The sequence below is a fragment of the Streptomyces sp. NPDC056580 genome, from assembly GCF_042793175.1.
Taxonomy (GTDB): Bacteria; Actinomycetota; Actinomycetes; order Streptomycetales; family Streptomycetaceae; genus Streptomyces.
Genome location: NZ_JBHTVE010000001.1, coordinates 532977 through 552371 on the forward strand (window position 1 = coordinate 532977; position 19395 = coordinate 552371).

Here is a 19395-nt window from a genome sequence, read left to right on the forward strand (position 1 = left end):
CCGACGACCGCGCAGCCCGGCCCGGGTGGGCTCAGTCCCTCAGTCCGCTGAACCGGCCCTGGTGGTACAGCAGGGGGCGGCCGGCGCCCGTGGAGTCGCCGAGGACCACCTCCGCCAGCACGATCCGGTGGTCGCCGGCCGGGACCCGGCCCACCACGCGGCAGACCAGCCAGGCGAGCACGTCGTCCAGCACGGGGACGCCCTGGGGACCCTCGCGCCAGGCCGTGGGCGCGCCGAACCGGTCGGCCCCGCTGCGGGCGAAGGTGGCCGCCAGGTCGCTCTGGTGCTCGCCGAGTATGTGGACGCCGACGTGTTCGGCCGCCGCCACGGCTGGCCAGCTCGACGCGCCGGTGCCGATGCCGAAGGAGACGAGCGGCGGCTCGGCGGAGACGGAGGTGAGGGAGGTGGCGGTGAAGCCGGCCGGTCCGGCCGGACCGCGGGCGGTGATCACCGCCACACCGGCGGCGTGCCGGCGGAAGGTGGCGCGCAGCAGGTCGGGAGAGGCGATCCGGTGGGCGCCGAGTTCGGGCGTGGCCGTCATGGAGTTGTCCTTCTGCGAGGGGTGTCGAGCGGGGCCGGGGCGGGTCAACAGCCCGGACAGCGCGCGCTCGCGGTGCGGGCCAGGTCGACGTGCACCCGCGCGAAGAGAAGGAGTTCGGTCGGCACGGGTTCAGGCTGACGACAGATGGCACACACAGTCAAGTTCCTTCCGGGTCGCGGGCAGGGGCTCACCGGGCCTCCGGGGGCCTCACACCGCCTCCCCGAGCGCCGCGATCACATCGGCCCTGCGGGGCTGTCCCGCGGCCTGCCGCACCACTCTTCCGGCGGCGTCGAGGACCAGGACGGTCGGGGTCCGGAGGATGCCCAGTTCCCGTACGAGGTCCAGGCGGGCCTCCGCGTCGATCTCGACGTGGGCGACACCCGGCACCATGCCCGCGACCTCTCCGAGCACGCGCCGGGTGGCCCGGCATGGGGCGCAGAAGGCGGTGGAGAACTGAACCAGCGTGGCCCGCGCGCCCAGTTCGCCGCCCAGCTCCGCCGCACCGAGCCGCCTGTCCTCGTCCCGCCCGCGCACCCGTACTCTCCCGCTCCGCCGCCCGCGCGGCACTCCGTGGGCGCCCGCGGCGACGAGCGCCGCCGCGCGCACCCTCCCTCAGGTCAGTGTCAGCACAAGCGTCCACGGGACCGTGGAGATTCCCGTCCGCCGTGGCATCCGTCCTCGCGGAGCCCGGTACCGGCCGCGGCCGCGTGACGGCGGGGCCCGCGGTGCGGCCGTAGTGACGAGAATCTCGCCGCCACCGGGCACAAGGGCTGGCTACCCGTCCGTTCTTCGGGCACGATCTGCGAGACGCCGTAAACCTACGGCTGCGTAACTTTCCCGCCGGGATCCCCCTTTCCCGAGCAGAGCAGAAAGGGTCCGCCCCGCCCATGGCAGAGCTGGTCTACCGTCCCGTCATCGGTTTCGCCAAGACGATGTTCAAGGTCTGGGACCTGAAGATCGACTGCAAGGGGTCGGAGAACATCCCGCGCTCGGGCGGTGCGGTGCTGGTGAGCAATCACATCAGCTACCTGGACTTCATCTTCAACGGCCTGGCCGCCCTGCCGCAGAAGCGCCTGGTGCGTTTCATGGCGAAGGAGTCGGTCTTCCGGCACAAGGTGTCCGGTCCGCTGATGCGCGGGATGAAGCACATCCCGGTGGACCGCAAGCAGGGTGAGGCGGCCTACGCGCACGCCCTGGACTCGCTGCGCTCGGGTGAGGTCATCGGGGTGTTCCCGGAGGCCACGATCTCGCAGTCGTTCACCCTGAAGAGCTTCAAGTCGGGCGCCGCGCGGCTGGCGCAGGAGGCGGGCGTGCCGCTCGTCCCGATGGCCGTGTGGGGCACCCAGCGGCTGTGGACCAAGGGGTACCCGCGCAACTTCCGGCGCAGCCACACCCCGGTCACCATCCGGGTCGGCGAGCCCGTCGAGGCCCCGCGCGACCAGTACGCGGGCGCCATCACCCGCCGCCTGCGCGAGCGCGTCCAGGAGCTGCTGGACGCCGCCCAGCGCGCCTACCCCGCCCGCCCCAGGAACGCCGAGGACTCCTGGTGGCTGCCGGCCCACCTGGGCGGCTCGGCCCCGACGGTGGAGCAGCTCCGCGCGGCCGAGGCCCACTGACCCGCGGCGCACCGGACTCCCGCGAACGACGCGGGAGTCCGCCGCCGGCCACGGCTCTCTACGGGGCGTCCGGAAGCGTCCGCCACAGGTGCGGGCGGTCCGGGGCGGCCTTCATCGCGCCGACGACGGCGGGGTGCGGCGCGGCGTACAGGACCGGGTGGTCCGCCTCGCCGGAGGCGGGGTCCGGCACACAGGCCAGCCGCTCGCCGTCCAGGGAGAACCGGGCGGCCACACCGGGCTTGCCGCCGCGCGGGTCCTGCCGGTGCCACGCACCGCGGAAACGCACGGCCACCAGACCGTGCAGGACGTATCCGCTGCCGTCGTCGTGCGTCAGCCGCTGGTAGCACAGCGCCGTCGGGATGTCCTCGGCACGCAGCAGCGCCGCCAGGGCGTGCGCCTTGGCGTGGCAGATGCCCGTGCGCAGCGCCAGCACGTCGGAGGCCCGCCAGGTGACGCGCGGGTCGCCGGCGTCGGCGGAGTGCGGGACGCGGTCACGGACGAACTCATAGGCGGCTTTCGCATAATCGTACGAGTCCGCGACATCCTCGGCGAGGCGGGCGGCCGTCTCCCGAACGACCGGGTGGTGATGGTCGATGACTTCGTCGGCGGCCAGGTAGGCGGACAGATCGGCGGTCTCCTGGATCGGCTCCATGGCCGCCGAGCATAGGTATGCGGCCACCTGACAGTCAATGAATTTCCAGGTGGCCGCATACCTATGCATAGGCCGGGGTTACCGCGCCATCTCCTCCTTGAGCGCCGCCACGAAGAGGTCGACGTCCTCCTCCGTGGTGTCGAAGGAGCACATCCAGCGCACGTCGCCGGCGGCCTCGTCCCAGAAGTAGAACCGGAACCGCTTCTGCAGGCGCACGCTCACCTCGTGCGGAAGCCTGGCGAAGACGCCGTTGGCCTGCACCGGATAGAGGATCTCCACCCCGTGGACCGCACGGACGCCCTCGGCGAGCCGCTGGGCCATCTCGTTGGCGTGGCGCGCGTTGCGCAGCCACAGGTCCTTGGCGAGCAGCGCCTCGAGCTGCACCGACACGAAGCGCATCTTGGACGCGAGCTGCATGCTCATCTTCCGGATGTGCTTCATGTGCGAGACCGCGTCCTGGTTGATGACCACGACCGCCTCGCCGAACAGGGCGCCGTTCTTCGTGCCGCCGAGCGAGAGGATGTCCACGCCGGCCGCGTTGGTGAAGGTCCGCATCGGTACGTCCAGGGACGCCGCAGCGTTGGCTATCCGCGACCCGTCCAGGTGCACCTTCATGCCGTGCGCGTGGGCGTGCTCGCAGATCGCGCGGATCTCGGCGGGCGTGTAGAGCGTGCCCAGCTCCGTGCTCTGGGTGATCGACACGACCTGCGGCATGGCCCGGTGCTCGTCCTCCCAGCCGAAGGCCTGCCGGTCGATCAGCTCGGGGGTCAGCTTGCCGTCGGGCGTGGGCACGGTGAGCAGCTTCAGGCCGCCCATCCGCTCGGGGGCGCCGCCCTCGTCGACGTTGATGTGCGCGCTCTCGGCGCAGATCACCGCGCCCCAGCGGTCGGTGACCGCCTGGAGCGCGACGACGTTCGCGCCGGTGCCGTTGAAGACCGGGAAGGCCTCCGCCGTGGGGCCGAAGTGGCCGCGGACGATCCGCTGGAGGTTCCCGGTGTAGTCGTCCTCGCCGTAGGCCACCTGGTGGCCGCCGTTGGCCAGGGCGACGGCGGCCAGCACCTCCGGGTGGACGCCGGCGTAGTTGTCACTGGCGAAACCGCGGACCTCGGGGTCGTGATGACGACGCGCGTCGGTCCTGGGAGGGTTCACGGCTTCTCGGTCAGCCACAGACGGTTTCCGTTCACTTCGGCGGCGGTCTTGCTCCAGACGCCCTCGATGGCCTCGGCCAGGTCCTTGACGTCCGTGAAGCCCGCGAACTTCGCGTTGGGGCGTTCGGCGCGCATCGCGTCGTGCACCAGCGCCTTCACCACCAGGATGGCAGCCGCCGAGCGCGGCCCGGCCTCGCCCCCCGCCTTGCGGAAGCCGTCGGCCATGGCGAGCGTCCAGGCCTCCGCCGCGGCCTTGGCGGCGGAGTACGCGGCGTTGCCGGCGGTGGGCTTCGACGCGCCGGCGGCACTGATCAGCAGGTAGCGGCCGCGGTCGCTGCGCTGCAGGACGTCGTAGAAGGCGAGCGAGGTGTGCTGGACGGTGCGGACCAGCAGCTTCTCCAGCAGGTCCCAGTCGGCGAGGTCGGTCTCGGCGAAGGTGGCGCTGCCGCGCCAGCCGCCGACGAGGTGGACCAGGCCGTCGACACGGCCGAACTCCTTCTCGGTGCGGTCGGCCCAGGAACGGGTGGAGCCCAGGTCGAGCAGGTCGACCGTCTCGCCCGTGACCGTGGCGCCGCCGCCCGCGTAGCGGGCCGCGTCCACGGCCTCCGCGAGGCGCTCGGGATTGTTGTCGGCGCCGACGACGATCGCGCCCGCCTCGGCGAGCCGGACCATCGCGGCGTGCCCGGCGGGGCCGCCCGCGCCGGCCACCGCGATCACCGCACCACTGAGAGACCCGTTCCCCACCATGTTCTTCCCCTCTTGAGCAGTGTCGTTCAGGCGGTCGCTCACGCGGCGATCCGCTCGGCGCCGTCCGCGGTGATGCCCCGGGTGGATGCGATCACGTTCTTCAGCTTCTTGGACAGGGCCTCATAGAACATGCTCAGCGGAAACTCGTCGGGAAGCACGTCGTCCACGAGCTTGCGCGGCGGCAGGGTCAGGTCCAGTGCGTCGGGGCCCTTGGCCCACTTGGAGCCGGGGTGCGGGGCCAGGTAGGCGGCGACCAGCTCGTAGCCGGCGAACCAGTGCACCAGCTTGGGGCGGTCGATGCCGTCCTTGTACAGCTTCTCGATCTCGGCGCAGAGCTGGTTGGTCACCTGCGGGGCGCGCTCCCAGTCGATGGAGAGCTTGTTGTCGGTCCAGCGGACGACGTCGTGCTTGTGCAGGTAGGCGAAGAGGAGCTGGCCGCCGAGGCCGTCGTAGTTGCGGTTGCGGTCGCCGGTGACCGGGAAGCGGAACATGCGGTCGAAGAGCACCGCGTACTGCACGTCACGGGCCTGCGGGACGCCGTCCCCCTCGAGCTTCACGGCCTCCTTGAAGGCGGTGAGGTCGCAGCGCAGCTCCTCCAGGCCGTACATCCAGAACGGCTGGCGCTGCTTGATCATGAACGGGTCGAACGGCAGGTCGCCGTGGCTGTGGGTCCGGTCGTGGACCATGTCCCACAGCACGAAGGCCTCTTCGCAGCGCTTCTGGTCGTGCACCATCGCGGCGATGTCCTCGGGCAGCTCCAGGCCCAGGATGTCCACGGCGGCGTCGGTGACCCGGCGGAAGCGGGCCGCCTCGCGGTCGCAGAAGATGCCGCCCCAGGAGAATCGTTCCGGCGCCTCGCGCACGGCGATGGTCTCCGGGAAGAGAACGGCGGAGTTGGTGTCGTAGCCGGCCGTGAAGTCCTCGAACTTGATGCCGCAGAAGAGCGGGTTGTCGTACCGGGTGCGCTCCAGTTCGGCCAGCCACTCGGGCCAGACCATGCGCAGCACGACCGCCTCGAGGTTGCGGTCGGGGTTGCCGTTCTGGGTGTACATCGGGAAGACGACCAGGTGCTGCAGGCCGTCGGCCCGGCCCGCCGCGGGCTGGAACGCCAGCAGGGAGTCCAGGAAGTCCGGTACCGCGAAGCCCTCCTCCGCCCAGCGGCGCAGGTCGGCCGTGAGCGCCTCGTGGTAGGCCGCGTCGTGCGGGAGCAGCGGGGACAGCCGCTCGACCGACTCGACGACACGGCGCACGGCGGCCTCGGCGTCGGCGCGCTCCGGGGCGCCTTCAGCCTCGAAGTCGATCGACCCGTCCTTGCACTGCCATGGCCGGATCTGCTCCACGGCATCCTTGAGCACGGGCCAGGCCGGGTGCTCAACCACCCTGGTCAGCGAAGGAACCTGCTCCTCCGTAGCCGCCTGCACAAGAATTTCCGTCATGTCCCATCCTCCACGGGAGAACCTCGCGTATGGACACCGTATGCATACCCCGTTTCTCCCAGCAAGAGGCATCTCAGGAAATTATTCTGCACGACCTCATGGTCACCGCTGTTTTTCCTGCCCCAAACCGTGATGGCGGTCACTTCATCGAGGACCGCCACACCACGACGAGCCTGCGACACCGCTCGGTTCCGGACGGTCAACTCCCGGGGGACGCGCCCACGCCAGGGTGACGGCGGGGACGGATACGAGCCAGTCGCCGCACGCCGCGCACTCCGATCCCCCGCGCAGATGCGGGGTCATCGCGGGACCCGGCCGTTAGGCTGCGACTCTGCCGTGTGGACAGCGAGGCCCCTTCGGGTCCACGGGCGCGCCGAGCCGCCGTCGACGGAAGCGAGTTGAACCTTGAACTTCCTTACCATCGGTCACCGCGGGGTCATGGGCGTGGAGCCCGAGAACACCCTCCGTTCCTTCGTCGCCGCGCAGCAGGCCGGCCTCGACCTGATCGAACTCGATCTGCACCTGAGCAAGGACGGCGCGCTGGTCGTCATGCACGACACGGAGGTGGACCGCACGACCGACGGCACGGGGCCCATCGCCGAGAAGACGCTCGCGGAGCTGCGCGCCCTGGACGCGGGCCGCGGGGAGCGCGTGCCGGTCTTCGAGGAGGTCCTGGACGCGGTGAGGTCGCCGCTGCAGGCGGAGATCAAGGACGTGGCGGCGGCCCGGGCGCTGGCGGAGGTGATGCACCGGCGGGACCTGGTCTCGCGGGTGGAGGTGTCCTCGTTCCACGACGAGGCCGTCGCCGAGATCGCCCGGCTGGTGCCGGGCGTGCGGACCGCGCTCGTCGCGAGCCGCTACGGCACCGATGTGGTGGAGCGTGCCAGGACGGTGGGGGCCGCGACGGTGTGCCTCAACATCCGGCGGCTGACCCTGGAGATCGTCGAGCAGGCGCGGGCGGCCGATCTGAGGATCATCGGCTGGGTGGTCAACACCCAGGACCACCTGCGGCTCGTCCGGGCGCTCGGGCTTGACGGGGCTACCACGGACTACCCGGAGATCAAGCGCACCGGCCGCTTCACCGCGTGAACCGGCGCGCCCTCTCCCGCGCGGTCGTCACACCAGCGGCTTGACCAGCAGCTCGAACTGCAGGTCGTCGCGCTGCGGGATGCCGAAACGCTCGTCGCCGTACGGGAACGGGGTCATCCTTCCCGTACGGCGGTAGCCGCGGCGCTCGTACCAGGCGATGAGGTCCTCACGGACCGAGATCACCGTCATGTGCATCTCGGTGACGCCCCAGGTGGCCCGCGCCTGGCGCTCCGCCTCGGCGATGACGGCCTTGCCGAGGCCCGCCCCCTGGAGGGCGGGGCTGACCGCGAACATGCCGAAGTAGGCGGCGTCACCGCGGTGCTCCAGCTGGCAGCAGGCGACGATCCGGCCGCCCTGTTCCACGGTCAGCAGCCGGCTGCCGGGATCCTTGACGACCTCCAGCACGCCCTCGGGGTCGGTCCGCTGCCCCTGGAGGATGTCCGCCTCGGTGGTCCACCCGGCCCGGCTGGCGTCGCCCCGGTACGCCGACTCGATCAGCGCGACCAGCGCGTCGACGTCGGCGTCACCGGCGTCGCGGAACGTCAGTTCGGTGGCGGCGGTCTCCATGGGGGCGGTCTCCGATCTCGGGCGCTGCTGAAACAGGACGAGGGTAACCCTGCCACTAAGCTCCGGACGCATGGTGCATGTACTCAGCAGCCGGACACTTCTGCGCCCCGCCGACCCCGAGCGCTCCCGCGCCTTCTACGGGGAGCGGCTGGGCCTGGCCGTCTACCGCGAGTTCGGCACGGGCCCCGAACGCGGGACCGTGTACTTCCTCGGCGGCGGCTTCCTGGAGGTCTCCGGACGCTCCGAGACCCCGGCGCCGCCGGACGTGCGGCTGTGGCTGCAGGTCGCGGACGTGGCCGCGGCGCACGAGGAGCTGCTGGCCAAGGGCGTCGAGATCGTACGACCCCCGGTGAAGGAGCCGTGGGGCCTGGTCGAGATGTGGATCGCCGACCCGGACGGCACGCCGATCGTGCTGGTGGAGATCCCCGCGGACCATCCGCTGCGCCACCGGCCGGGCATCTAGGCCCTGTTGCTGACGAGACCTCCGCCGGAGGCCGGACGCCGCGCGGCCTCCTTCCGGCGACCAGGCCGCCTGCGCAACGGGCCCTGGCCCTTGCGGCCCGCCGTGAGCAGGTGACCGCTTACCCCCAGCAGCGAGGGCACGGACTCGGTCCGCCGGAGCGCCTCCAGGAGCAGCTCCCGGTCCCCGGGGTCGTCGAGCCGTTCGGAGATGCCGGCCATCAGCCAGGCGGCGCCCTCCAGGCCGTACTGCCCCTGCGCGGTGAGGCCCGCGGCGGCGAACTCATCGGGCACGTCCGCGGGCTCGTGGAAGTAGGCCGTCGTGAACAGGGACTTCTCCCCGTCCACGGGCCGCATCCGGCCGTCCCGGGCCGAAGCCTCGATCTGCGGCCGCAGGTCCGGGTCGAAGTACAGGCCGGTGGCGAGGTTGTCGTGCACTCCCGCGAACCGGTTGATGGTGGCGGCCACGATCAGTCCGCCGGGGCGCAGCACACGGTGGGCCTCGGTGAGGGCCCGGACCCGGTCCGCGCGTTCGGGCAGGTGGTAGAGGGGCCCGAGGAGCAGGACCACGTCCGCGGACGCGTCGGGCGCGTCCAGGGCACGGGCGTCGCCGAGGCGGGCGGTCACCCCGGGCAGCCGGGCCGCCCGCGCGACGTGCAGGGGGACCGGGTCGACCAGCTCGACCGCGTAGCCGTCGGCGGCGAGCCACTGCGCGTGCACGCCGCTGCCGCCCCCGACGTCCAGGACGCGCGCCGGAGCGGGCGGCAGCAGGCGGCGCAGCACGTCCTGGGTGCGCCACAGCTCCAGGCGCCCGGCGCCCGAGCGCAGCCTCCCGTCCTCACCGTCCCGGCCGTAGTACTCCGCGATCTCCTCGGCGAGCGCGGGAGGCCCCGCCGCTGTCGTCTCGTCGGCGTCCATGCCCAGCACCCTGGCCGACGGCCGCCGGGGGCGGCAAGCGAATTGCGCGGGCGGCGGGCCTGCCCCGGCCCGCACCCGGACCGGCGACCGGGGCATGGCCCAGGATTCCGTGCGCTCAGGCGCGCAGCGCGCCCATCCGGCCTTCCAGGCGGCTCAGCAGGTCGCCCAGGAGCGCGGCCAGGTCGTCCTGTTCCCCGGGGCCGAGGACGGACAGCACGGCGGTCTCGTAGGCGAGCTGCTCGGGGAGGATGCCGTCCACGAGGTCCCGGCCGGCGTCGGTCAGGCGGAGGTGGGCGACCCGGCGGTCACGGGTGTCGCCGCGCCGCTCGATCAGTCCCCGCTCGGTGAGCTGCTTGAGCCGCTTGGTGACGGCGGCTCCGGAGGAGAAGGTCTCCCGGGCCAGCTCACCGGGGGTCAGCTCGTGGCCGGTGCGGCGCAGCGCGCCGAGCAGGTCGAACTCCGGGCGGCTGAGTCCCGCCCGGCGCAGCGGGGCGTCCTCGGCCTGCTGGAGGAGGGCGGCGCACCGGTTGATCCGGCCGATGACCTCCATGGGCCCGGTGTTCAGCTCGGGGTGCACAGCCCGCCACTGCCGGACCACGGAGGCGACGGTGTCGCCGTCGCCGCTCGCGGCGGGCCGGCTCGCACGCGCGGTCCCGTCCGCCTCGGCCGGCCCTTCCGGCCCGGTACCCGTAGGCGCGCCGGCCGGGGTGTGCGCGGCCGCCGGCCGTCCGTTCGTCGGGGTCATGGCCGTGCGTCCTCCGTCGTACTGCCCGCGTCCTGCGCCAGTGGGGCGAGCCCCTGGCGTCGTACCGTCGCGGCGAGCGTACGGTGTCCGGACTGTTCGGCGAGCACGACCCGCTCCTCGGGCAGGGCGCGCTGCCACCACTCGCCGGAGGCGGCGTCCGCCGTGGCGCGCAGGTCGACCAGGGCGGCGGCCAGGGCGCGGCGCGCGGTCTCCAGGGCGCGGGGTGCCGGATGCGGCTCGGCGAGCAGCCGCGCGGCGTTCTCGCGGGCCCGCTCCGCGCCGGTCAGCGTCTGTTCGAGGCGGTCCCCCGCGCGCCGGTTGGTGACGGCGACGGCCGCGACGAAGCCGACCAGCGCGCCTACGACGGTGTCGGCGACGCGCTCGCCGATGAGCTGTCCGGCGTCCTGGACGCGGGCGAACTCGGTGATGAGCAGGGCCATCGGCGTGACGCAGACGGTGCCGAGCCAGTAGTTGCGGGTGATCAGCGCCTCGGCGCTGAAGTTGAAGGCGAGGCAGATGAGCACCAGGGCCGCCGGGTGCAGGTGCGCCACGGGCGCCACCGCGGCGAAGACGAGGACGCCGAGCAGGTTGCCGACGACGCGCTGCACGCTGCGGTTCCAGGTGAGGGTGACGTTGGCCTGGTAGAGGGAGGCCGCGGTGACCAGCGCCCAGTAGGGGCGGCCGACGCCGAGGGCCAGGGAGGCGTACCCGGCCAGGGCGCAGCCGATGGCGGTGCGGGCGGCGATGGGGGCGAGCGGGGCGAGCCGCCGGCGCAGCGGGCGGCGGGGGGCGGCGAGTTCGGCGTCCACGCCGAGCAGTTCGTCGGCCGACTCGCGGGGGGACTCCACGGGTGGGATCCGGCCGGTGCCCCGCAGTTCGCGGGCCCAGGCGCGCAGTCGCCCGGCGTCGGTGTCGGCGGGGGCGGCGAGCGCGACCTCCGCGCGGACCAGGAGCCGTTCGAGGGCGCGCCGGGTGTGGTCGGGCCGGGCGCCGCCGGCCAGCAGGGACTGCCACGCGGCGTGCACGGCCGCGGCGGTGGCGGCACGGGCGCGGACGTGGCCCTCGCCGGTGCCGCCGGTCTCGGCGTACGCGGCGGCCGCGGTGAGGGCCTGCGCGGTGGCCCGGCGCTCGGGGCCGTGCGGGCGCAGCAGCCCGGGCGCCATGCCGACCAGCCAGGCCCAGACGCCCGCGAGCAGGGCGAGGCCGACGTGGCCGGGCACCTGGCCGAGGCTCTGCGGCACGAAGAGGGAGGCGGAGCTGATGAAGGCGAGGATCACGTTCCCCGGCGGCCCGATGCGGGTGACGTCGCACACCGCCTTCTGCGCGGCCGCCATGAGGGCGCCCACGGTGACCAGGATGACCGCGTTGGTGGTGAGCGAGGCCGCGACCAGGGCCAGGGCGAGGCCGCCCACCATGCCGAGCACCACCCAGGCGAGGACACGGGCCCGGGCGGCGTAGGGCCGGTTGTGGCCGTAGAGCGCGCAGAGCGAGCCGGCCATCGAGTACACCGCCAGATCCAGGCGGCCGAGGGCCAGCAGGATCAGGTTGGGCGGAGCGGTGGCGACCACCACGCTCAGGGCGGGCTTGAACCAGATGTCGGAGGGCCGCCCCAGGCGGAGCACGCCGGCCAGGGGAAGACGGGATCGGGTCGCACTGCTCATGACTACTAATTTAGCATGTGTTTTACTCGTAAATCACATCGGCCGCCTGCTGTGCTCCGGCGAACGCTCCCCGCGTACACCCTTGCGCTCGCGTGCGCGCCGCGTGCCGTGGGCATCGCATCCCTCGACCGACCGTCGAGCAGGGGGGTGCGTGTGCACGGACCGGGGTCGGCGGCCTGGCTGCTGGTCGTGCTGTGCGCGGCCACCGGCGCCTACTGCCTGCTGCGGATGCGCAGCGGGGTCGAGGAGCAGCGCCGCGCCGCCGGCGGGGAAGCGCTGATGGGGTTCGGCATGGCCGCGATGGCAGTGCCCGCCACGGTGTTCACCCCACCGAGATGGGCGTGGCCGCTGTACGCGGCCGTGTTCGCGGCTGCGGCGCTGCGCGGCCTGTGGGCCGGGCGCGGCGGACCGCACCACCTGCACCATCTGGTGGGAACGGCGGCGATGGTCTACATGGCCCTCGCCATGGCCGCGTCCCCCGCCGCGCACCACCACACGGCCGGCGGTTCGGGGGTGCCGCTGGTGACGGGCCTGCTCATGCTCTACTTCGCCGGTTACGTGCTGGTGACCGGCGCCCGTCTGGTGCCCTCGGCCGTCCCGGCCGGCGGACCGAAGGCGGTGCGCTGGGGCGACCGCCCGGAACTGGCGCGGGCGTGCCGGCTGTCGATGGGGATCGGCATGGTGGCCATGCTGCTGACGATGTGAGCCGCCGGGGGACACGGGCCCAGCCGTCCGCCCGCCGGCGACGTCATGGGCCCGGCCGTCCACCCGCCGGCGACATCACGGGCCCAGCCGTCCGGCCCGCCGAGGGACGTCACGGCCCCGAGCCGTCCTGCCTGCCGGACACGACGGTGGCCATCGGGCCGTCCCGTCCACGAAGATCGCAGCATGCACCCCGCGCCGACCCAGCCCCCGGCCCGTACCGGGCCCCACCGCGACGCGGTCCGCGTGGCCGCCGTACTGGCCGCCTGCTGCGCCCTGCTGACGGCGCTCGTCGTGGTGCGGTGGCGTCCGCTGCTCGACCTCGACGGCGACATCTCGACCGCCACCCACCGCTGGGCGGTGAGCGACCACGGTGTCACGCACGCCTTCCGGATCCTCACGGACTGGGTCTGGGATCCGCTGACCATGCGTCTGGTGTGCGTGGCCGCGGCGGTGTGGCTCGTGTGGCGCCGCGCGGCCTGGTGGACGGCGCTGTGGCTGGCGGTCACCGTCGCGCTGGCCACGCTCCTGCAGCAGGGGCTGAAGACCGCCGTGGGCCGGCCCCGGCCGGCCTGGCCGGACCCCGTCGACCACGCGCACTACGCGGCCTTCCCCTCCGGTCACGCCATGACGGCCACCGTCGTCTGCGGCCTCCTGCTGTGGCTGCTGCACCGCCGCGGCGCCGGCCGTGCCCTGTGGCGTACGGCCGTGGCCGTGGCGGCCGTCTCGGTGGCCGGTGTGGGCCTGACCCGGGTGTGGCTGGGCGTGCACTGGCCCTCGGACGTGCTGGGCGGGTGGCTGCTGGGGGCGCTGGTGGTGGCGGTGGCCGTGGCGGTGTACGAGTGGCCGCGGGGCGGCCGAGCGGGTCCGAGCCCCCGGTAGAGTCCGGCGCATGGCTGCCGTGCTCTTCGATTTCTCAGGGACCCTGTTCCGCGTCGAGTCCACCGAGTCCTGGCTGCGGGCCGTGCTGGACGAGGCCGGCCTCACCCTTCCCGGCCCGGAACTCGCCGACGCCGCGGCCGCGTTGGAGGCGGCGGGCGCGCTGCCCGGCGGTGCGGACCCGGTCGAGGTGCCGGCGGAACTGGCCGGGCTGTGGGCCGTCCGGGACAAGAGCGCCGAGCAGCACCGGGCCGCCTACACCGGGCTGTCCCGACGCGTGCCGCTGCCCGGCCCCGAACTGCACGACGCGCTGTATGAGCGGCATATGTCGCCAGCCGCCTGGTCGCCGTACCAGGACGCCGCCGATGTGCTGCGCACACTGCGCGAGCGGGGGATCGGTGTGGGCGTGGTCAGCAACATCGGCTGGGACCTACGCCCGGTCTTCCGCGAACACGGCCTCGACGCATATGTGGACGCCTATGTGCTGTCCTACGAGCACGGCGTGCAGAAGCCGGACCCGCGGCTGTTCTCGGCCGCCTGCGCCGAACTGGGCGCCGACCCGCTCGAGGTGCTGATGGTCGGGGACAACAGGACTGCCGACGGCGGCGCGGCCGCGCTGGGCTGCCGGGTGCACTTCGTGGACCATCTGCCGGTGGCGCAGCGGCCGGACGCGCTGCTGCCGGTCCTCGACCTGATCGGCTGACCGGCGCGCCGTCCCCCGTCGCCGTCCGGGCCGGCCTGGGCCGAAGATCCCGCCCCTGGCGTGGACCGTGGATCCCGGTCCGCCGGCCGGGGCGGCAGGCGTCACCGGCCGAACCGGCCGAACAAGCCGAAGCCGTCCGTCTGAGACGATCCCCCGCGTCGTCCCAGACGGACGGCAGCTCTGAGCAGGCTCCGCGCGCGGCGGAACCCCTGCGCCCGAGTATAGTTGGCTGGCAGCCAGTCAACGCAGGAGTTACAGGATGTCCCCGCGCAGCGCCTCGGTCAATGAAGAGTTGCGGCGGCGTTCCCGGGAGCGGCTGCTGCAGGCCGCGGTCGAGCTGGTCGACGAGCGCGGGTTCGAGGCCACCACGCTGGCCGACATCGCGGACCGGGCGGGTTCGGCGCGCGGACTGGTGTCCTACTACTTCCCCGGCAAGCGCCAGCTCGTGCAGTCGGCCGTGCACCGGCTGATGCACCGCACGCTGGAGGAGGCACTGGAGCGGGAGCCGCGCACCGAGGACGGCCCCGAGCGGCTCGCCCGGGCCATCGACGCCATCCTGGGCCTCGCCCACGACCGCCCGGTGCTCATGCGGCAGCACATGGCCGGACTGCTCCAGGCCGAGGGTTTCGTGCAGTGCCCGGAGCAGCGGCGGCTGTCGGAGCTGCTGAGCGACACGGTCGCCCGGCACGGCTCGGCGGACGTGACGGCCGACTACCCGATGCTGCGGGCCACGCTGATGGGGGCGGTGTTCGCCGCGCTGGTCCCCGGGGTGCCGATGCCGGTCCCGACCCTGCGGGCCGAGCTGTTCGACCGGTACCGGCTCGACTGGGAGCTGGGCACGCCGCCGGGGAGCGGCACGGAGGCCGGTGCGGCCCGGTGCGAGGACCTCTCGCGGTTCTTCGCGACCGGGGAGCGGGCCGAGTAGTCACCCTCCCGGCCCCTGCCGCCGTGCACCGGGCGGTGCCATGCTGGAGGCGTCCGCACACTCTTCTCCTTCGGGGCAAGGAGTACCGCCGTGCTGCGTGTCGCCGTCGTCGGTTCCGGGCCTGGCGGGTGTTACACCGCCCAGAACCTGGTCCAGCTCGATCCCGAGGTCCGGGTGGACGTGCTGGACCGGCTGCCGTGCCCCTACGGCCTGGTGCGGTACGGCGTCGCCCCGGACCACGAGAAGATCAAGTCCCTGCAGGGCAGCCTGCGCGCGGTGCTGGAGCACGAGCGGGTGCGGTTCCTCGGCGGGGTCCGGGTCGGCGGCCCGGGCGGGCTGCCCGTGGCGCGGCTGCGGGAGCTGTACGACGCGGTCGTGTACTGCGTGGGCGCCGCCGCCGACCGCCGGCTGGGCATCCCCGGCGAGGAGCTGCCGGGCAGCTGGTCGGCGACCGAGTTCGTGTCCTGGTACAGCGCCCACCCGGACGCGGCCGACACCGGATTCGTGCGCGGGGTGCGGTCGGCGGTGGTCATCGGGGTGGGCAACGTGGCCGTGGACGTCACCCGGATGCTGGTGCGGGGCCCGGGCGAGCTGCGCCCGACGGACATGCCGCAGGCAGCACTGGACGCCCTGGCGACGAGCGGGGTCGCCGAGGTCCACATGGTCGGCCGGCGCGGCCCCTCGCAGGCCCGATTCACCACCAAGGAGCTGCGCGAACTGGGCGGCCTGCCCGGCACCGAGGTGTCGGTGGAAGCGGAGGAGCTGGCGCTGGATCCCGGGTGCGCCGACCCGGCGACGCTGCCTGCCGTGCAGCGCCGCAACGTGGAGGCGCTGCGCGGCTGGGCCGCGGACCGGTCCGGCCGGACCACGGCCCCCGCCCGCCGGATCCGGCTGCGGTTCTTCCTGCGGCCGGTGGAACTGCTCGCGCGGGACGGCCGGGTGGGTGCCGTGCGCTTCGAGCGGACGGCGCCGGACGGTCACGGCGGCGTGACCGGCACGGGCCGGTTCGAGACCGTGCCGGCCGAGTTGGTACTGCGGTCGGTCGGCTACCGCGGGGTGCCGCTGGAGGGGCTGCCCTTCGACGCTGCGAGCGGCACGGTGCCGCACCGGCAGGGCCGTGTGCTGCGCGAGGGCGCCACGTCCCCCGGCGAGTACGTCGCCGGCTGGATCAAGCGCGGCCCGACGGGTGTCATCGGCACCAACCGGCCGTGCGCCAAGGAGACGGTCACCTCCCTGCTCACGGACGCGCCCGCACTCGTGCGCGAGGCGCGGGGCGACCCGCTCCCGGCGCTGCGGGCGGCCGGGATCGAGCCGGTGCCGTGGCGGGGCTGGCAGGCCATCGAGCGCGCCGAGGCGGAGCTGGGGGCGCGGCTGGGCCGGGGCGTGGTGAAACTGGCCGACTGGGACGCCCTGCTGACGGCGGCACGCACCGCGTAGCTACGGGCGGGCGCCGTCCGGGCGGCGGTGACCCCGGCCCGCGTGACGCGCACCGGTGGCATCGAACCGGCGGCCAGGCGGCGGCCCGTGCCGCTCAGCCGCCCGGTCACGCAACCTCAACCTCAGCAAGGCCGTCAAGACCGACGCGATCACCGTGCAGGCCTCGACGAAGGTGTGGATCGACCACAACACCCTGTCCTCGGACCGCGACCACGGCAAGGACTACTACGACGGCCTGGTCGACGTCACCCACGGGTCCGACTACGTGACCGTCTCCTGGAACACCTTCAAGGACGTACAAGGGCGGCAAGCTCGTCGGCATCAACACCAACTACGGCGACAGCGCGGCCCTGAAGAACGTCACGATCGTCGGCGACAGCGGCAAGAAGATCGTCCCGTGCCAGAAGTACATCGGCAACAACACCGGCAAGGAGCCGTCGACGAACGGCTCGGGCGCCGACGGCGCCTACTGCGAGTACTCGCCCTCGGACATCACCTACAAGTGACCGCCTGAAGGACACGGGTGCCGCCGTCCCGCCGGGGCGGCGGCACCACGCGCGCGGGGACGCGGCTACCGGACGCGGCCCCGCGGTCCCAGCGAGGCGGACAGCTCCTCCTGGTAGTCCGCGTAGGCCGCGCGCAGGGCCTCTCCCGGCCAGCCGGCGGGCAGCAGCCCGGACGGCAGCACGGGGTCGGTGAGCAGGTGGCGCACGGACGCCGCGAAGGCGGTGAGCCGGTCGGCGGGCCGGCGGGCCGCGGCCGCGTTGGCGAGCAGGGTGCGCGCGGTGGCGGCCCACTCGTCCAGGGGCCACAGGCCGGCGGCGAGCTCGCGCGGGTCGCCGTCTGGGCGCGCGGCGCAGCACAGCGTCACGCGCGCGAGCTCGGCGGGCAGCGGCCGGCCGAGATTGGCCGGGCGCAGCCACACGCCCTCACGCAGCTCGGCCAGGCGCAGTGCGGTGAGGCGGGTGCGCAGCTCGGCCCGTTCGGCGGGGCCGCGGCCCGTCGCCGTGATCACCAGCATCTCCCAGTCGCCGTGCCACGCGCGCGTGCGGGGGCGCAGCGCCTCGTCCTGACGGCGCTGCCGGGCCAGCAGCCGGTCGCTGAGCCGGTAGACGGCGTCCGTGCGCCGCAGGTCGCCCGCCGCCACCATCCGGCTGAGCGCGGCCCGCAGCGTGGAACCGCCCACTCCGAACGGCTCCACCAGCCCGACCAGGTCCTTCACCGGCAGCTCCGGCGGGTGTGCGCCCAGGAGCAGGCTCAGCACGACCGACCGCGCGGACAGCGGCCGCAGCGCGGCTCCGCCCGGTTCGGCTGACACATTCATGCGCATGGGCACACACTGTACGGAGAGCTTCTGTTGCATCATTGCTACAGCCGCAGGAAGAGTGCAACATGGCTGCATGGTCTCGACATCCGCGCAGCCGCAGTCGCAGCACGCCACCCACGACGTCACCAACCAGGCCCCACCGCTCGCGCCGTACGACGCCTCGGAGGACCAGGCCCTGCTGGAGGGCCTGCGCCGGGAGGGCGCGGGCTGGGCCGAGGACGGCCTGCGGCGGCTCGGGCGGCAGGCCGGCAGCGCGGAGGCGCAGGAGTGGGGCGAGCTGGCCAATCTGCACGAGCCGGAGTTGCGCACCCACGACCGCTATGGCCACCGGGTCGACGAGGTCGTGTTCCACCCGAGCTGGCACCACCTGATGCGGACGGCGGTCGCAGAGGGCCTGGCCGGCGCCCCCTGGGCGGACGACCGCACCGGCGCCCACGTGGCCCGCACGGCGGGCGGCCTGGTGTGGGGGCACACGGAGGCCGGGCACGGCTGCCCGACCTCCATGACGTACGCCGCCGTGCCCGCCCTGCGCGCCCAGCCGGACCTCGCGAAGGTCTACGAACCGCTGCTGACCAGCCGCGAGTACGACCCCGGGCTGCGCGTCCCCACCGAGAAGCCCGGGCTGCTCGCCGGGATGGGCATGACCGAGAAGCAGGGCGGCTCCGACGTCCGCACCAACACCACCGTGGCCACGCCCACCGGCGAGGCGGGCGTATACACGCTCCGCGGGCACAAGTGGTTCACCTCGGCGCCCATGTGCGACGTGTTCCTCGTGCTCGCGCAGGCCCCGGGCGGCCTGTCGTGCTTCCTGGTGCCGCGCGTGCTGCCGGACGGCAGCCGGAACACCTTCCGCATCCAGCGGCTGAAGGACAAGCTCGGCAACCGGTCCAACGCCTCCTCCGAGCCGGAGTTCGACCGGACGCTGGCATGGCTGGTCGGGCCGGAGGGCCGGGGGGTGAAGACGATCATCGAGATGGTCAACTGCACGCGGCTGGACTGCGTGATGTCCTCGGCGACCCTGATGCGCAAGACGCTGGTCGAGGCGGGCCATCACGCGCGTCACCGCAGCGCGTTCGGCGCCCGGCTGATCGACCAGCCGCTGATGCGCAACGTCCTGGCCGACCTCGCGCTGGAGTCGGAGGCGGCGACCACGCTCACGCTGCGGCTGGCCGGCGCCGCGGACCGGGCGGTGCGCGGGGACGCCGGGGAGCGGGCCTTCCGGCGTATCGCCACCGCCGTGGGCAAGTACTGGGTGACCAAGCGCGGCCCGGCGTTCACCGCGGAGGCCCTCGAGTGCCTGGGCGGCAACGGGTACGTCGAGGACTCCGGCATGCCCCGCCACTACCGGGAGGCCCCGCTGCTGTCCATCTGGGAGGGCTCCGGCAACGTCAACGCGCTCGACGTGCTGCGCGCCCTGGGGCGGGAACCGGACACCGCGGAGGCCCTGTTCGGCGAACTCGCCCTCGCGCGCGGGGCGGACGCCCGGCTCGACGCGGCCGTCGCCGGGCTGCGGACGCAGTTGGCCGAGACCGGCCAGGCGGGCGCGCGCCGGCTGGTCGAGCGGATGGCGCTCGCGCTCCAGGCGTCCCTGCTGGTCCGGCACGCCCCGCACCCGGTGGCGGACGCCTTCTGCGCGACCCGGCTGGGCGGCGACTGGGGGCACTCCTTCGGCACCCTGCCCGCCGGGACCGGCCTGGACGCGATCCTGGAGCGGGCCCTGCCCGACCCGAGCTGACCCCGTCCCGGGCGAGGGCCGGGCCTCCCAGGCGTTGGCCGGTGAGAGCCGACGGATCGCACACAGTCAGCGCATGCTCGCACTACGTTGTCAGTGCTGTGGTGCACA

At 73.6% G+C, this 19395-nt stretch carries 20 protein-coding genes and 2 pseudogenes; 11 read left to right on the forward strand and 11 right to left on the reverse strand.

Translation table 11 applies throughout. The features are described 5' to 3' along the window. Positions 1–31: 31 nt before the first annotated feature. Positions 32–541, reverse strand: coding sequence for a flavin reductase family protein (locus ACFQ9Z_RS02480; protein WP_383009807.1), 510 nt, complete (start codon positions 539–541; stop codon positions 32–34). Between the two features lie 207 nt (positions 542–748). Beyond that, positions 749–1147, reverse strand: coding sequence for a TlpA family protein disulfide reductase (locus tag ACFQ9Z_RS02485; RefSeq protein WP_383009809.1), 399 nt, complete (start codon positions 1145–1147; stop codon positions 749–751). Positions 1148–1428: 281 nt separating this feature from the next. Between ACFQ9Z_RS02485 and ACFQ9Z_RS02490 the strand changes: the two genes are divergently transcribed. Then, complete coding sequence (locus ACFQ9Z_RS02490; protein ID WP_383009811.1) at positions 1429–2157, forward strand: lysophospholipid acyltransferase family protein; 729 nt, start codon at positions 1429–1431, stop codon at positions 2155–2157. 58 nt (positions 2158–2215) lie between these two features. Here the strand turns inward: ACFQ9Z_RS02490 and ACFQ9Z_RS02495 are convergent, their stop codons facing one another. The 4 genes from ACFQ9Z_RS02495 to ACFQ9Z_RS02510 form a co-directional block, all read right to left on the reverse strand. After that, positions 2216–2809, reverse strand: coding sequence for a transglutaminase domain-containing protein (locus tag ACFQ9Z_RS02495; protein ID WP_383009813.1), 594 nt, complete (start codon positions 2807–2809; stop codon positions 2216–2218). A gap of 78 nt (positions 2810–2887) precedes the next feature. Next, on the reverse strand, positions 2888–3958 hold the full coding sequence (locus ACFQ9Z_RS02500) for a threonine aldolase family protein (RefSeq protein ID WP_383009815.1): 1071 nt from the start codon (positions 3956–3958) through the stop codon (positions 2888–2890). Continuing rightward, positions 3955–4704 carry an SDR family NAD(P)-dependent oxidoreductase gene (locus ACFQ9Z_RS02505; RefSeq protein ID WP_383010304.1) on the reverse strand — a complete coding sequence of 250 codons (750 nt, stop codon included), beginning with the start codon at positions 4702–4704 and terminating at the stop codon, positions 3955–3957. Before ACFQ9Z_RS02505 ends, ACFQ9Z_RS02500 begins: the two co-directional genes overlap by 4 nt. 38 nt (positions 4705–4742) lie before the next feature. Beyond that, the gene (locus ACFQ9Z_RS02510; protein ID WP_383009817.1) at positions 4743–6140 is read right to left on the reverse strand and encodes a DUF6421 family protein; all 1398 of its coding nucleotides are present in this window, start codon (positions 6138–6140) and stop codon (positions 4743–4745) included. A gap of 405 nt (positions 6141–6545) precedes the next feature. Between ACFQ9Z_RS02510 and ACFQ9Z_RS02515 the strand changes: the two genes are divergently transcribed. After that, positions 6546–7229 carry a glycerophosphodiester phosphodiesterase gene (locus ACFQ9Z_RS02515; protein WP_383009819.1) on the forward strand — a complete coding sequence of 228 codons (684 nt, stop codon included), beginning with the start codon at positions 6546–6548 and terminating at the stop codon, positions 7227–7229. A 27-nt stretch (positions 7230–7256) separates the two neighbouring features. Here ACFQ9Z_RS02515 and ACFQ9Z_RS02520 read toward each other — a convergent pair whose 3' ends face one another. Then, complete coding sequence (locus tag ACFQ9Z_RS02520) at positions 7257–7796, reverse strand: GNAT family N-acetyltransferase (protein ID WP_383009821.1); 540 nt, start codon at positions 7794–7796, stop codon at positions 7257–7259. A gap of 70 nt (positions 7797–7866) precedes the next feature. On the opposite strand from ACFQ9Z_RS02520, the gene ACFQ9Z_RS02525 reads away from it, so the two are divergent. Further along, the gene (locus ACFQ9Z_RS02525; RefSeq protein WP_383009823.1) at positions 7867–8259 is read left to right on the forward strand and encodes a VOC family protein; all 393 of its coding nucleotides are present in this window, start codon (positions 7867–7869) and stop codon (positions 8257–8259) included. Here ACFQ9Z_RS02525 and ACFQ9Z_RS02530 read toward each other — a convergent pair. The 3 genes from ACFQ9Z_RS02530 to ACFQ9Z_RS02540 form a co-directional block, all read right to left on the reverse strand. Next, positions 8256–9173, reverse strand: coding sequence for a class I SAM-dependent methyltransferase (locus tag ACFQ9Z_RS02530; protein ID WP_383009826.1), 918 nt, complete (start codon positions 9171–9173; stop codon positions 8256–8258). The two genes, ACFQ9Z_RS02525 and ACFQ9Z_RS02530, sit on opposite strands and share 4 nt — an antisense overlap. Positions 9174–9288: 115 nt before the next feature. Beyond that, positions 9289–9918, reverse strand: a complete 630-nt coding sequence (locus ACFQ9Z_RS02535; protein WP_383009828.1) for a MarR family winged helix-turn-helix transcriptional regulator — start codon at positions 9916–9918, stop codon at positions 9289–9291. Continuing rightward, positions 9915–11579: an FUSC family protein gene (locus ACFQ9Z_RS02540; RefSeq protein ID WP_383009830.1), complete on the reverse strand. Its 1665-nt coding sequence runs from the start codon at positions 11577–11579 to the stop codon at positions 9915–9917. Before ACFQ9Z_RS02540 ends, ACFQ9Z_RS02535 begins: the two co-directional genes overlap by 4 nt. A gap of 153 nt (positions 11580–11732) precedes the next feature. Here ACFQ9Z_RS02540 and ACFQ9Z_RS02545 point away from each other — a divergent pair, with 153 nt between their 5' ends. The 7 genes and pseudogenes from ACFQ9Z_RS02545 to ACFQ9Z_RS02575 all read left to right on the forward strand — a co-directional run. Then, on the forward strand, positions 11733–12284 hold the full coding sequence (locus ACFQ9Z_RS02545) for a DUF5134 domain-containing protein (RefSeq protein WP_383009832.1): 552 nt from the start codon (positions 11733–11735) through the stop codon (positions 12282–12284). 183 nt (positions 12285–12467) lie between these two features. Beyond that, positions 12468–13163 carry a phosphatase PAP2 family protein gene (locus tag ACFQ9Z_RS02550; RefSeq protein WP_383009834.1) on the forward strand — a complete coding sequence of 232 codons (696 nt, stop codon included), beginning with the start codon at positions 12468–12470 and terminating at the stop codon, positions 13161–13163. A 10-nt stretch (positions 13164–13173) separates the two neighbouring features. After that, positions 13174–13863 (forward strand): HAD family hydrolase, encoded by a 690-nt coding sequence (locus ACFQ9Z_RS02555; RefSeq protein WP_383009836.1) that lies wholly within the window; start codon positions 13174–13176, stop codon positions 13861–13863. Between the two features lie 259 nt (positions 13864–14122). Further along, positions 14123–14788, forward strand: a complete 666-nt coding sequence (locus tag ACFQ9Z_RS02560) for a TetR/AcrR family transcriptional regulator (protein WP_383009838.1) — start codon at positions 14123–14125, stop codon at positions 14786–14788. 90 nt (positions 14789–14878) lie between these two features. Beyond that, entirely contained in the window at positions 14879–16225 is a 1347-nt protein-coding gene (locus ACFQ9Z_RS02565) for an FAD-dependent oxidoreductase (protein ID WP_383009841.1), read from the forward strand. A 109-nt stretch (positions 16226–16334) separates the two neighbouring features. Then, positions 16335–16520, forward strand: a pseudogene (locus ACFQ9Z_RS02570) (pectate lyase); the annotation flags it as partial. After that, a pseudogene (locus ACFQ9Z_RS02575) lies at positions 16519–16731 on the forward strand (pectate lyase); the annotation flags it as partial. The pseudogenes ACFQ9Z_RS02570 and ACFQ9Z_RS02575, both read left to right, overlap by 2 nt. A 65-nt stretch (positions 16732–16796) precedes the next feature. Here ACFQ9Z_RS02575 and ACFQ9Z_RS02580 read toward each other — a convergent pair. Beyond that, complete coding sequence (locus ACFQ9Z_RS02580) at positions 16797–17555, reverse strand: PaaX family transcriptional regulator C-terminal domain-containing protein (protein WP_383009843.1); 759 nt, start codon at positions 17553–17555, stop codon at positions 16797–16799. 70 nt (positions 17556–17625) lie between these two features. On the opposite strand from ACFQ9Z_RS02580, the gene ACFQ9Z_RS02585 reads away from it, so the two are divergent. After that, positions 17626–19287 (forward strand): DNA alkylation response protein, encoded by a 1662-nt coding sequence (locus ACFQ9Z_RS02585; protein WP_383009845.1) that lies wholly within the window; start codon positions 17626–17628, stop codon positions 19285–19287. Positions 19288–19395: the final 108 nt, after the last annotated feature.

Excerpts from the sequence above, each read along its gene's own strand:
- ACFQ9Z_RS02480 (WP_383009807.1), bottom strand. The coding sequence starts at position 541 with ATGACGGCCACGCCCGAACTCGGCGCCCACCGGATCGCCTCTCCCGAC.
- ACFQ9Z_RS02490 (WP_383009811.1), top strand. The coding sequence starts at position 1,429 with ATGGCAGAGCTGGTCTACCGTCCCGTCATCGGTTTCGCCAAGACGATG.
- ACFQ9Z_RS02495 (WP_383009813.1), bottom strand. The coding sequence starts at position 2,809 with ATGGAGCCGATCCAGGAGACCGCCGATCTGTCCGCCTACCTGGCCGCC.
- ACFQ9Z_RS02505 (WP_383010304.1), bottom strand. The coding sequence starts at position 4,704 with ATGGTGGGGAACGGGTCTCTCAGTGGTGCGGTGATCGCGGTGGCCGGC.
- ACFQ9Z_RS02510 (WP_383009817.1), bottom strand. The coding sequence starts at position 6,140 with ATGACGGAAATTCTTGTGCAGGCGGCTACGGAGGAGCAGGTTCCTTCG.
- ACFQ9Z_RS02520 (WP_383009821.1), bottom strand. The coding sequence starts at position 7,796 with ATGGAGACCGCCGCCACCGAACTGACGTTCCGCGACGCCGGTGACGCC.
- ACFQ9Z_RS02525 (WP_383009823.1), top strand. The coding sequence starts at position 7,867 with ATGGTGCATGTACTCAGCAGCCGGACACTTCTGCGCCCCGCCGACCCC.
- ACFQ9Z_RS02530 (WP_383009826.1), bottom strand. The coding sequence starts at position 9,173 with ATGGACGCCGACGAGACGACAGCGGCGGGGCCTCCCGCGCTCGCCGAG.
- ACFQ9Z_RS02535 (WP_383009828.1), bottom strand. The coding sequence starts at position 9,918 with ATGACCCCGACGAACGGACGGCCGGCGGCCGCGCACACCCCGGCCGGC.
- ACFQ9Z_RS02540 (WP_383009830.1), bottom strand. The coding sequence starts at position 11,579 with ATGAGCAGTGCGACCCGATCCCGTCTTCCCCTGGCCGGCGTGCTCCGC.
- ACFQ9Z_RS02550 (WP_383009834.1), top strand. The coding sequence starts at position 12,468 with ATGCACCCCGCGCCGACCCAGCCCCCGGCCCGTACCGGGCCCCACCGC.
- ACFQ9Z_RS02555 (WP_383009836.1), top strand. The coding sequence starts at position 13,174 with ATGGCTGCCGTGCTCTTCGATTTCTCAGGGACCCTGTTCCGCGTCGAG.
- ACFQ9Z_RS02560 (WP_383009838.1), top strand. The coding sequence starts at position 14,123 with ATGTCCCCGCGCAGCGCCTCGGTCAATGAAGAGTTGCGGCGGCGTTCC.
- ACFQ9Z_RS02580 (WP_383009843.1), bottom strand. The coding sequence starts at position 17,555 with ATGCGCATGAATGTGTCAGCCGAACCGGGCGGAGCCGCGCTGCGGCCG.
- ACFQ9Z_RS02585 (WP_383009845.1), top strand. The coding sequence starts at position 17,626 with ATGGTCTCGACATCCGCGCAGCCGCAGTCGCAGCACGCCACCCACGAC.